The 12,276-nt window shown below is 41.9% G+C and carries 9 protein-coding genes; 1 reads left to right on the forward strand and 8 read right to left on the reverse strand.

Going from position 1 to position 12,276, the window contains the following annotated elements; genetic code table 11:
- Window positions 1-91: 91 nt before the first annotated feature.
- The 5 genes from DC083_RS02660 to DC083_RS02680 all read right to left on the reverse strand — a co-directional run bounded on the left by DC083_RS02660 (window position 92) and on the right by DC083_RS02680 (window position 6,223).
- Window positions 92-1,009: a Kdo hydroxylase KdoO gene (locus DC083_RS02660; protein WP_109188697.1), complete on the reverse strand. Its 918-nt coding sequence runs from the start codon at window positions 1,007-1,009 to the stop codon at window positions 92-94.
- Window positions 1,010-1,222: 213 nt separating this feature from the next.
- Window positions 1,223-2,497, reverse strand: a complete 1,275-nt coding sequence (anmK, locus tag DC083_RS02665; protein ID WP_109188698.1) for an anhydro-N-acetylmuramic acid kinase AnmK — start codon at window positions 2,495-2,497, stop codon at window positions 1,223-1,225.
- A complete protein-coding gene (gene murQ, locus DC083_RS02670) occupies window positions 2,498-3,409 on the reverse strand; it encodes an N-acetylmuramic acid 6-phosphate etherase (protein WP_109188699.1) in 912 nt (303 codons plus the stop codon). It abuts the gene before it with no gap.
- Window positions 3,410-3,673: 264 nt separating this feature from the next.
- Entirely contained in the window at window positions 3,674-4,327 is a 654-nt protein-coding gene (locus tag DC083_RS02675; protein WP_109188700.1) for an outer membrane protein, read from the reverse strand.
- A 306-nt stretch (window positions 4,328-4,633) separates the two neighbouring features.
- Window positions 4,634-6,223, reverse strand: coding sequence for a peptide chain release factor 3 (locus DC083_RS02680; protein ID WP_026878763.1), 1,590 nt, complete (start codon window positions 6,221-6,223; stop codon window positions 4,634-4,636).
- A gap of 229 nt (window positions 6,224-6,452) precedes the next feature.
- On the opposite strand from DC083_RS02680, the gene DC083_RS02685 reads away from it, so the two are divergent.
- Window positions 6,453-6,893 (forward strand): universal stress protein, encoded by a 441-nt coding sequence (locus tag DC083_RS02685; protein WP_026878762.1) that lies wholly within the window; start codon window positions 6,453-6,455, stop codon window positions 6,891-6,893.
- Between the two features lie 195 nt (window positions 6,894-7,088).
- Here the strand turns inward: DC083_RS02685 and DC083_RS02690 are convergent, their stop codons facing one another.
- From DC083_RS02690 to DC083_RS02700, 3 genes are all read right to left on the reverse strand, one after another.
- Window positions 7,089-10,322 carry an efflux RND transporter permease subunit gene (locus DC083_RS02690; RefSeq protein ID WP_109188701.1) on the reverse strand — a complete coding sequence of 1,078 codons (3,234 nt, stop codon included), beginning with the start codon at window positions 10,320-10,322 and terminating at the stop codon, window positions 7,089-7,091.
- A 70-nt stretch (window positions 10,323-10,392) separates the two neighbouring features.
- Window positions 10,393-11,598 carry an efflux RND transporter periplasmic adaptor subunit gene (locus DC083_RS02695; protein WP_157954875.1) on the reverse strand — a complete coding sequence of 402 codons (1,206 nt, stop codon included), beginning with the start codon at window positions 11,596-11,598 and terminating at the stop codon, window positions 10,393-10,395.
- Between the two features lie 130 nt (window positions 11,599-11,728).
- Window positions 11,729-12,220 carry a MarR family winged helix-turn-helix transcriptional regulator gene (locus tag DC083_RS02700; protein WP_109188703.1) on the reverse strand — a complete coding sequence of 164 codons (492 nt, stop codon included), beginning with the start codon at window positions 12,218-12,220 and terminating at the stop codon, window positions 11,729-11,731.
- Window positions 12,221-12,276: the final 56 nt, after the last annotated feature.

Consider the following 12,276-nt stretch of genomic DNA (forward strand, 5'->3'; position numbering starts at 1 on the left):
AATATGATATCAGCATTTTTGTCGACATGGGATGATGTTTGTGTAAATCCTTTCCCTAACAATCCCTAATAAACAGGACTATTATCGCTTACTATAGTAACGGCTTACCCACCAATCCCTCTAAAACTTTAAGTGGAGATTGTGAACTATCCACCATATCTTCCACATCTAATTGGAAGGTCTGCTCTAGCATAAATTGCCCACTCATTGCCGCATGGGGAGTTTGATCCGAAAAACAGACCCAGGTTGAGCCCGGCATAAAATTCACTTCCCACTGAATGCCTCGATCTTGATACTCTTGATCTTCTTTCATAATGTCGTGGAACTGCAACATAATATGATCATAGTGAGTGCGCTTACTTTTGGTAATCTGTAGCGTGTCTAAAAGGGTTGCGCCTAATTTAGAGTATGGCTTAATTTTCGGCAATAAGCGTTTTGCAAGATCCGGAAAGGCCTCTCCAACACGCCATTTCCGGGGGATACCATTTGGATTAATATTGGTAAAAATTCGAATAATACGTTTCCCATGAAGCGGACGAGAGGGGAATGCATCAACATGCAAACGTCGATCATCTTTCCGGAATGAATGACTATCACTCCATTCATCAATTGCATTTAAGCGAAGGGTATTCATCGGACTATGGAGTTTATCCTTATATTCAGGAATAATATCAGTAATAAGTCGATAACTCGCATCAGCATACCGTTTCAATAAACCTTTGAGTACCTGCTTCTGTGCTTCAGTCACCTCATCTGCGGTTCCTCGAATATCATCTTGATCCGCTTGATACATAATATTTTTGCGCTTTGGACTGACATATTTTGGATCAAGTAACGCTGATTCTTCCGGCGTTAAAGCAAACGGTAGAGAAGGAAAATAGAGTACATCCCCTTTCTCTAAATGACTCGCAATATTATCTCGATCGCACTCTTCAGCGCGCCATTCAGTAATCCCTAATTCTAAAATAGGTGCTGTTTCGACAGATCTCTGCGCGGTCGCAGTAGACATAACAAACCTCCTCAAATTTCAGTAGCCCAGGCTACAACATAAATATAACTAGATATTACTAACCTATCTAAAGCATCAATTTTAAGCTCAATGTATCAATAATGACCCGTAATGATGATATGTTTAATAAATCACATTACAATCATTATCAATGATAGTTATTGCTTTGATTTCACTCAAAAAATAGAGTTGCTAATTTTGGATATTTTACCACTATTTTTCTCTCTTCGGGAAAGGATTCGGGCATAGTTGCCCTAAGACAAGAGATTCTCGCGCACCTGTTGCACGTGGAACATTGCCGGCAAGCTTTTCTCTTGTTAAATACCCTAAAAGCGCAAAGGCAATCGCTTCTTTCGCATCGCTTGAAAGCCCTAGATCCTCCCCTGTTAATATCTGCTGATCTGGCAATTCAGCCTGCAGATAGCGCAATAAGGCACTATTATAAGCACCGCCCCCTCCGACAATCACTTCATCAATATCAATAGCGGGGAACACAAATCGCCGGTAGCTGTCGGCAATCGAAAATGCGGTAAATCGCGTTAAAGTATGAATAATATCTGCCGGCGAGTAAGCGCAATTTTGAGGAGGTAAATACTGCTGTAATAAGGCTTGTGTAAAGCGTGCGCCGAATTGTTCTCTTCCTGTGGATTTTGGGGGATTTTCTGCTAGATAAGGGTGTTGGCATAATTGCTGCCATAAAGGTTCAATCAATTCTCCTTGCCGAGCGATCTCCCCATTGTGATCATAGCTTTTCTGATAGAGTTGCTGCATTGCTTCATTGATCATCATATTACCGGGGCCCGTATCAAAAGCCCAAAGATCCTCAATATCCGCCTCTTTCGGCAAAATTGTCACATTACCAATCCCACCGATATTTTGTAATAAACGATTCGCCGTTGCACTACGATATAGGAGCCATTCTGTCATCGGCACCAAAGGCGCACCGTCTCCGCCGGCAATCACATCCATCATCCGAAAATTAAAATAGACATCTGTCGCAAAACGATAAGCTAACATTGATGGATCGCCTATCTGCAAAGTAGAGGGTGTTAATTGATGGGTTGCCGATTGTGATCGTGGTAAGTGATAAATGGTCTGTCCATGAGAAGCGATAAAATCGAGCTTTCCTGAGAACTCCTGTAACGATTGGGCACCTGCACGTTTCAATGCTTCCACTTCGACCAATAATGCATCTACTGCATCTGCATAGAGTAATCCTAATTCGGCATTGAGGGTACAAATCAAAGCCACATTCGATTGCCCAAGATCACACGCTTGTGTAATTTTATGCCGTAAATCATCTTCTAAAGGTTGACTATAAAAATGTAGTAACTGACACGTGATATCTGCCCCTTTCCCCTCTAATTTCACTAATGCGACATCCACACCATCTAATGATGTGCCGGTCATAATCCCAACAGCAAATAGCGATTTCGGTAATGATTGCGACAAAGGTTGCGACAAGGGTTGCGACAATGATTGTGACATCTAGGACCCTCCTCTCTCGCTTGTTAATAATTGCCGAATATGGCCGCCATACTGCGCTAATAACGCTTGTGCCTTTTCATAAGAAATGGCTAATAAGGCCATCACAATCGCTGGCTTGACTGCCCCTTGGCTTTTTTGAAGAAGCGCTTTTGCTTCACTCGAACTACAATCCGTCACTTGCATCACAATCCGTTCAGCTCTAGCCACTAACTTCTCATTGGTCGCCCGCAGATCAACCATCTGATTACCATATACTTTGCCTAAGCGAATCATTGTCCCTGTCGAAAGCATATTGAGAATCATCTTTTGAGACGAACCCGATTTCATACGAGTCGAACCGGTAATCACCTCTTCCCCAACCACAGCTTCAATGGCGATATCTGCCTTTTGACCAATTTGACTCTCGGCAACACAGGCAATGGCAATACGCCCGGCACCTATTGCCTCGGCATAGGCTAAAGCACCAAGACAGTAAGGAGTTCTTCCCGATGAGGCAAGCACACACACAACATCTTTCTCATTACAATGAATCGCTTCTAAATCCGCCTTGCCGGCTTCAAAATTATCCTCGGCATTCTCCACCGGATGACGTAACGCCCGATCTCCCCCGGCAATAATACCGATCACCGCTTCCTCACCAACACCAAAAGTGGGTAAGCATTCTGAAGCATCTAATACTCCTAATCGCCCCGAAGTACCGGCACCCATATAGATTAATCGGCCTCCCTGTTTTATTGCTACTACAATCAGATCAATCGCCGCTGCAATCTGCGGGGTTGCCCGATTAACCGCATCAATTACAGCTTGATCTTCACGATTAATGAGTTGCACCATCTCTAAGGTAGAGAGCTGATCGATCTCTGCCGTTCTTGGATTACACTGCTCTGTTCCTATCTCTGCTAAATTGACCATTCTTCAATTCTCCCCCTTTTCATTGATCAGCGCTGAAGCTTTTGTAATATTTATATGCTAGCTTAAAGTAAACAGACCGATTTCACCATAGAAGCAGTCAAGGATTTACTGTTTAAATCCCCCCTAAAATTTCAGATAAAGAAAAACCCTATCAGTCTCTCCATCGACTAATAGGGTTTTGCATAAAAGTACTCTCAATAGTTCTATCAAAAGAGCGATAGAACCCTATTGATCTTTTAATTACTCTTCTAAAAAGGAAGAACTTTAGAATTGATAGCGAACACCGAAGTTTAATTCATTCGAACGAAGTTTCGCCGTTGCGCTGATATTATTCTCGCTAGCGTTAAATTTCACTTTACCGTAATCAGTAAAACGGTAGCTGAGATCTAACGAGAGATTGTTATCTACTTTATAGCTTGTACCGACGCTCACATTCCAAGCAAAATTACCTTTGCCTTTAGAGATTGAGTAATTGTCATTATCTTCGTGATCTACAATACCCACTTCATTTTTGAGGTGCGCGTAACCCAAACCGGCGCCAACATAAGGGGTAAAACGTGTGCCTGTATTGATATCATAATAAACATTCGCCATTAACGATTGTGATTTCATACGGTTTTTGAGCTGAACATTCCCCTCATCTAACGTCTTGTCCATTTTTTGCGTGCCATTTAAACCATACTCTAGCTCTGCACGAAGGTTGTTTTCACCCATCGGCAATACTAAACCGTAAGCAAGCCGAAGGCCGGCAACACTTTTGCTCTCTTTAAATTGCTCATTATCTTCATTACTTTGGACTTTATAAGTACCATAGCGCACAGCGCCTTTACCTGACACATATTGCTCAAAGCTTTGCGCATTAGAAATTGAAGCAACACTTGCAATGGTAAGTGCAGAGATGAATAGAACTTTTTTCATGAACGACTCCTAACTTTTTATATCACTGTTTCACAGGAATCGTAGTTTACTATATCAATAAACGTAAATAATAGTATTTTTTGTTAAAAAAGTTGTAGCATCGCGTAATAGATTGTTTTAAATTGATATTTTTCAGTTATTAAAGTCATACCTTTTTCTAAAAAGCCGCATGCTGCTTTAGATCATTTTCAATAAGTTATACACATAAAAAATTCCACCAAAATTATTGGTGGAATGAGAATGCATATATATGTGTGTGTATATGCGTATTACTTATAATAACTAATCTTTCACAAAAGATCGAGACTACCCATGAATCTCTCTAAAGGCATCAAAACTAATATCAGGATAACGTTCTTGCGCTAAGTGTAGATTTACGCGAGTTGGTGCAATATAGACATATTCACCATGATGATCTACGGCTAAGTTATCTTCAGCTTTACGCTTAAATTCATCAAATTTCTTCGGATCTTTAGAATGTACCCAACGTGCTGTGGAAACATCTACATGTTCGAAGATACAATCGACGTTATATTCAATTTTCAAACGATGTGCTACAACATCAAATTGTAGTACCCCTACAGCCCCAATGATTAAGTCATTATTCCGTAAAGGTTTGAAGAGCTGCGTTGCTCCCTCTTCACAGAGCTGCTCGAGTCCTCGTTCTAAATGCTTCATCTTAAGTGGATCCCGTAAACGTGCCCGGCGGAAGAGCTCTGGTGCAAAATCAGGAATGCCTTTAAAGCTCAGCTCTTCACCCTCTGTAAAGGTATCACCAATCCGAATTGTACCATGATTATAGATCCCAATAATATCACCGGCATAAGCTTCATCTAAATGTCCCCGATCAGAGGCCATAAAGGTCAAAGCTTCAGGAATCCGGATATTTTTACCGATACGCACATGTCGAGCCGTCATTCCCGGTGTATATTTACCAGAACAGACTCGCATAAAAGCGATGCGGTCACGATGCCGCGGATCCATATTTGCTTGAATCTTAAAAATAAAGCCTGTTAAAGGCTCTTCATCAGCCATCACTTCTCGAGTTAAAGTGGCTTGCTTACGCGGTGCCGGTGCGATCTCTACAAACCCATCGAGCATCTCTTGCACACCAAAGTTAGTAATCGCAGAACCAAAATAGACCGGCGTTAAACGCCCTTCGAGATACTCATTCAAATCAAACTCATGACTGGCAACGCGTACTAATTCAACCTCTTCACGAAAAGCATTCGCACGATCTTCCCCTAAAACCTCATCAAGTTCAGGGCTATTCAATCCTTTGACAATACGCCCTTTACTTTTAGTCCCCCGTTCAGTGGCATCATAGAGGTGAATATAATCCTCGAGAATATGATAAACCCCTTTAAGATCCCGCCCCATACCGATCGGCCAAGTCACTGGCGCACAATTGATCTTTAAAACATCTTCCACTTCATCAAGTAGATCGATCGGCTCTTTACCATCTCTGTCTAATTTATTAATAAAAGTGATAATCGGTGTATCCCGTAGGCGACAAACATTCATCAGTTTGATCGTCTGCTCTTCAACCCCGTTAGCACAATCGATCATCATGAGCGCTGAGTCCACCGCCGTCAAGGTACGATAGGTATCTTCTGAGAAGTCTTGATGCCCTGGCGTATCCAGTAGGTTAATCATACAATCACGATAAGGAAACTGCATGACAGATGAAGTCACCGAGATCCCACGTTGCTGCTCTAGCTCCATCCAGTCAGAGGTGGCATGACGGGCAGCTTTACGACCTTTCACCGAGCCGGCAAGATTAATCGCGCCTCCAAATAAGAGAAGCTTCTCTGTCATAGTGGTTTTACCCGCATCCGGGTGGGCAATAATGGCAAATGTCCGGCGACGGGCCACTTCTTTCGCTAGTTTACTCATGTTGATTCGCTCTACTTAACGCTAAGATGATACTTCAATGTACCATTGAAAATACTTATAAATTTAGAGTTGGTATTGTACACGTTTTTTGACATCAAGTGGTTTTTTCCCCTGATTAGAATTGCTAAATTCGTCATCTCTTGCTATAACAAACAGAGATATAACTCGATTTAATTCTTATTATAAAGACTCGAGTAATTCATACTTTTATCATTGCAGGAGAGCAAAAATGTCTGAAACTGAATATCAACATATTCTTGTCGCAGTAGATCAATCTCACGATGCGGAGAAAGTGGGTCGACAAGCATTAGTTGTGGCGAAACGCAACCATGCCAAAATTACCCTTCTCAATATTTTGGAAGGTATCAGTATTAGCGCAGGTTATGAGTTAATGCCGATTATTCCACAAGTCTCTGACAGTGAAATTATTGCTGAAGCTAAGAAATCAATGCGTGAACTCTCAATGAAATTAGGGATTCCTGATGCAGATACCATGGTTATTTCAGCGCTTTCAACGAAAGAAGGGATTCTACGAGCAGCCGAAGAGCTTAAAGCTGATCTGCTCGTGATTGGCTCTCATACCCGTTCAGGATTAGGTGTGCTTCTCGGCTCAACATCAGGTGCAATTATCAATGATTCACCTTGCGATATCCTAACGGTTAAAGTGTAATTCATCGCTCATCAATAACAGAATAATTAAGTAAGAATCAAATAAGCCCTGCATCGAATAATGCAGGGCTTTTTTCTATTACCCCCCATATCTATTATTCCCCCATAAAAAATTCCCTAGATCATAACAATCTAGGGAATCTATTTTTTCATCATCCACTTTATCCCTGCTTACAGAGCTAAAGTCTTTGAATTTTTATGAATCTGCTTTTGCAAGCTTCGTTGATTGATCCTCTGATTTTGATGAAGGATCATGATCATCTTTCGGATTAGCCGCTTTTCCCTCTTTATTCAAGAGTAAGAAGAATACTGGCGTGAAGAGTAATACTAATAATGTACCCCCAATCATACCGCCGACAACGACCTGACCCACAACGTTCTGTGCACCAGAACCTGCCCCTGCTGAAATCGCAAGAGGTAATACCCCGAAGCCGAATGCGAGTGAGGTCATGACAATCGGACGTAGACGTTCTTGAGCTGCTCGAATTGCCGCTTGCATCGCGGTCATACCTGTATGCATCAGATCACGCGCAAACTCAACAATCAGGATCGCATTTTTAGAAGTCAGACCAATGGTAGTCAACATCCCTACTTGGAAGTAAACGTCATTCTCAATTCCCATTAAGCGCGCGGTAATCACAGACCCTACAACCCCTACAGGAATTGTTAAGAGTACAGAGATAGGTACTTTCCAAGATTCATACAGCGCCGCTAAGCTTAAGAAGATCACGAAAACGGAAATTAACAGTAATGATGTTTGTGAATTCCCTGCCTGACGCTCTTCATATGAAGTATCGGTCCAAGCTACTGAAATCCCCTGTGGTAAATGCTCATTGACGATCTGCTCAATCGCATTCATCGCATCCCCAGTACTTTTACCAGCAGCGGCATTAATTGAAAGTGGGAATGATGCAAAACCATCAAAACGATTCAACTGTGGTGGACCATACGACCAGCGGCCTGTTGCAAATGCACTAAAGGGTACCATTTCCCCTTTCGCATTACGAACATACCAACGTTGGAAATCCTCTGGCATCATACGATAAGGTGCATCGGCTTTAACCTGAACATGTTTAATACGGCCACGATCAATAAAGTCATTAACATAAGATCCGCCCCAAGCAATGGAGAGCGCTTGGTTAATATCACCAATTGAGACTTGTAATGCTTGGGCTTTTTCACGATCAATATCCACATGATATTGCCCAGTATCAAACTGACCACCTGGACGTAGGGTTGCCATATCTAAATCTGGACTTTGTGCCGCGAGCCCCATGAATTTCATTACAGAATTCATTAAAGCATCATGCCCTAAACCAATCGTATCTTGTAATTGGAAGCTAACACCTGTCGCTGTTCCCAGTTCAATAATCGGCGGTGGACTAAAGACGAAGATCTGTGCTTCTGGCACTGTTGCCGTATATTTTTGAACACGCTCCATCAATGCTGGAATTGAATCATATTCTGATCCTCGCTCTTCCCAAGGTTTCAGCTTAATAAAGAACATCCCTTGTTCAGAGCCTTGCCCTGAGAAGCTAAAACCTGCAACCGTCATGACTGAGTCAACTGTACTAGTCTCTTCTTTAAGTAGGTAATCTGTAATCTGTTCTAGCGGGATTTCTGTCTGATTCAGCGATGTACCATTAGGGTTAATGGTCATACCAATAAGCATCCCCTGATCTTCATCGGGTAAGAAGCTTTTGGGTAACTGCATAAATTGATGCCCAATAATCGCTAAACCAATGAGTAATACTACTACATACATAAAAGGATGCTTTAGAACCTTGGTTATCCCAGCAGTATAAGTATTACTAACTTTATCAAAACCGATATTAAAGTATTTCACAATCCAGGCGATAACCGCTAATACTGGTGCGAAGAGTTTATTTAAAAAGCGTCCAATCGCTGTTTTGGGCTCTTTCTTCTCTTCATGATCCCGCAGTAAAGTAGCACACATTGCCGGCGTAAAGATAATCGCCACAAGTACAGATAACAACATCGCCGTGATAATCGTGACAGAGAACTGACGATAGATCACCCCAGATGCGCCACCTAAGAATGCCATAGGCACGAATACTGCCGACAACACAACCCCGATACCAATTAAGGCGCCGGTAATTTGATCCATGGATTTACGAGTTGCTTCTAATGGTGAAAGCTTCTCTTCTTCCATAATCCGCTCAACGTTTTCAACAACCACGATCGCATCATCAACGAGAAGTCCGATTGCCAATACTAAAGCAAAGAGTGTCAAGGTATTGAGATTAAAGCCTAACGCATTTAACACAATCATCGTTCCCGCTAAAACATACGGAATAGCTAACATTGGAATCAATGTTGCCCGAATATTTTTAAGGAATAAGAAGACGATAATAAATACAAGGCCAATCGCTTCAATCAAAGTATGCTCAACACTCGCTACCGAATATTCAACGAATGGTGTCGTATCATAAGGGAATGTATAAGCCATCCCTGTTGGAAGATCTTTCTCGATTCCTTTGAGATACGCTTTTACAGTATTTGCGGTATCAAGTGCATTTGCTCCTGATGATAAGCTGATTGCAACACCCGCTGCCGGTTGATTATTATATTTAGAGCTTACAGATTCTGATTCTGGCGAAAGCTCAACTCGTGCAACATCTGCAAGTAAAACCTCACTCCCATCTTCATTCACACGAAGCTGAATAGCCTTGAACTCTTCAGGGCTTTGTAATAGTGATTGAGAAGTAACGGTATAACTGATCAACTGATCCTTAACACCTGGCATCGCCCCAAGGCTACCTAACGTTGCTTGTGAGTTTTGCTCCTTGATTGCCGCAACAACATCCACCGGCGTCATATCGTACTTATAGAGTTTCATTGGATCAAGCCAGATATTCATCGCATAACTTGAGCCGAAGAATTGAATCTCCCCAACCCCTTGTAAACGACTCATCTGATCTTGTAATGTCGAGGAGATATAATCCCCGATATCCCCTGACGACATCGTGCCATCTGGAGAGTAGAATGCAACCACCATCAAGAATGAACTACTTGATTTGGCAATCGTAACCCCTTGTTGCTGTACCGCTTGCGGTAGCTTACTCAGGGCTTGTTGGATCTTGTTCTGCACCTGAACCTGTGCTAAATCAGGATCAACACCTTGGTTAAATGTAACTGTAATCTGGAAAGTGCCTGAACTTGAGCTTGAAGAACTCATATAACGGAAACCATCAAGCCCACTGATACTCTGCTCAATAACCTGCGTTACACTCTCTTCGACAGTCTGTGCACTTGCCCCTGGATAAACCCCCGAGATACTAATCTGCGGCGGTGCAATTGGCGGATATTGAGATACAGCCATGTTTTTGACCACTAAGAGGCCAATAAACATCGTCAATATCGCAAGCACCCACGCAAAAATAGGTCGGTCTATAAAAAATCGTGCCATATTATTTATTTAAATCCTTTCATTGATAACGATGGAATAAGTGTTTTGTCATAATTTACAATTCAACGTCTTACTGAATTGTTAAATTATCTTCAATCACATCAACCACCACATCTTTACCACCGCTACGTTGTAATGCTGATTGCACAGTTTGCAATCCTTTCACTACAACACGCTCACCTTCTTGTAAGCCACTGGCAATGACCCAATCTTGTTCGTATGCCCGAGAAATTTGCACAGGACGCATATGTGCGACATTATTCTCATCTACTACAATCACCGTACTCACACCCCCTGGGCCTTGAGTGACGGCCTTTTGTGAAACCACTAAAGCACCTTTCTCAATCCCTTGCTGTACGACTGTACGTACAAACATTCCTGGAAGCAGACTGCCATCGTTCTCAAATTGCGCTTGTAGGAAGATCGAACCGGTTGTTGGATCAACTGTCAAGTCAGAGAACTTAATGTGCCCCACTTTGTCGTAAAGCGTACCATCTTCAAGATAGATACGGACTAAGTGGCCATCTTCCCATTCACCCGTTTCCAAATTTTGCACTTGCGTAGGCGTATAAACACCTGACATCACTTTTTTGCGAACTTCTGCATATTCTGCTGATGAGTAAGTGATATTTACTTTCATCGGATTAAGCACTTGAATAACAGCCATTTCATTCGTCTGCCCGGGTGACACTAAAGCCCCTTGGGTAAAGTTAGTCCGACCAATTTGACCTGAAATCGGTGCTTCCATTTGGGTATAATCCAAATTAATTTTAGCATTCGTCACTTGCGCTTCTGCACCGATCACCTCGGCATTTGCTTGCATTAAAGCTGCATTAGCATCATCAACATCTTGTTGACTTACCGCTTTAGATTGCTTTAAGGCATTTAAACGATCTGCTTTCAATTTTGCAGCATTTTGATTTGCTTTTGCCCGCTCTAAGGTTGCATTAGCTTGTAATAGACTCGCTTGATAAACAGCAGGATCGATCTGATAAAGCTGATCCCCTTCATTAACAAAACTCCCTTCTGTGAAATTCACTGAGAGAATAATGCCACCCACTTGTGGTCGAACTTGTGCAATAACAGAAGCTTCTGTACGACCTGGTAGCTCAGTTTCTACTGTAATATTTTTACGTTCAACTTCTTGAATCACTGCCTGCGGTGCCGGTGCTTGAGTCGGGCCACTGGCCTCCTCGCTACATGCAGCGACTAGCAGACCTAAACCCACTATCCCTATAATATTCCTAACATATTGCAAATGACTATGCTTTCTCATCTTTTCTCTCATCTATTGATTTGTTATTAAATAACTCAAGTGCTGTCACCCATTCCATGAGCTCCAATCACTTGTTACTAACCCACTGTTACATATCTATAAATTAGTTTTGTTACTCTATATTGCTTGACTATTTTGCTTTACTATTTTTATTTAAACTGACTTGATTGAGCGCTTCATCTAATTCCCTAATAGATATTAATAAGCGCTCTGCTGTCTCCATACCAACGATTTCAGCAACATCGTGCAACCACTGCCCATAGACTTTCACCCGTAATTCATCATAATAAGCCCGCCCTTTCTCAGTCACCTGATAAAGTGGCGAACGTTTATTGTGGGGATTGTCAATCGCTTCAATACATTCATTCTCTAATAAAAGACAGATCTGTCGCTGCACCGCTTGCCTCGAAGTCGAACGCAATTGTGCAATCTGCGGAACCGTCAATGGTTCTGGTTCACAATGAATAATTGAAAGAATCGTCCAACATGAGTGAGTAATTTCGCTTTGCGAACTCATCAAGAGATCTTCACTAATACGGTGCAATTTAGACAAGAGCGTAAACATCTCTTGAAACATCGATACGAATAGCTGCTTTTGGGGATTTTCTCTATTTTTACTCATGATTTTCTTTCGGACAGGGATAAAACAACGCTCATAAATAGTAAATCTTGACAACA

Source organism: Ignatzschineria ureiclastica (genome assembly GCF_003121845.1).
Lineage (GTDB): Bacteria > Pseudomonadota > Gammaproteobacteria > Cardiobacteriales > Wohlfahrtiimonadaceae > Ignatzschineria > Ignatzschineria ureiclastica.

Excerpts from the sequence above, each read along its gene's own strand:
- DC083_RS02660 (WP_109188697.1), bottom strand. The coding sequence starts at position 1,009 with ATGTCTACTGCGACCGCGCAGAGATCTGTCGAAACAGCACCTATTTTA.
- anmK (WP_109188698.1), bottom strand. The coding sequence starts at position 2,497 with ATGTCACAATCATTGTCGCAACCCTTGTCGCAACCTTTGTCGCAATCA.
- murQ (WP_109188699.1), bottom strand. The coding sequence starts at position 3,409 with ATGGTCAATTTAGCAGAGATAGGAACAGAGCAGTGTAATCCAAGAACG.
- DC083_RS02675 (WP_109188700.1), bottom strand. The coding sequence starts at position 4,327 with ATGAAAAAAGTTCTATTCATCTCTGCACTTACCATTGCAAGTGTTGCT.
- DC083_RS02680 (WP_026878763.1), bottom strand. The coding sequence starts at position 6,223 with ATGAGTAAACTAGCGAAAGAAGTGGCCCGTCGCCGGACATTTGCCATT.
- DC083_RS02685 (WP_026878762.1), top strand. The coding sequence starts at position 6,453 with ATGTCTGAAACTGAATATCAACATATTCTTGTCGCAGTAGATCAATCT.
- DC083_RS02690 (WP_109188701.1), bottom strand. The coding sequence starts at position 10,322 with ATGGCACGATTTTTTATAGACCGACCTATTTTTGCGTGGGTGCTTGCG.
- DC083_RS02695 (WP_157954875.1), bottom strand. The coding sequence starts at position 11,598 with ATGAGAAAGCATAGTCATTTGCAATATGTTAGGAATATTATAGGGATA.
- DC083_RS02700 (WP_109188703.1), bottom strand. The coding sequence starts at position 12,220 with ATGAGTAAAAATAGAGAAAATCCCCAAAAGCAGCTATTCGTATCGATG.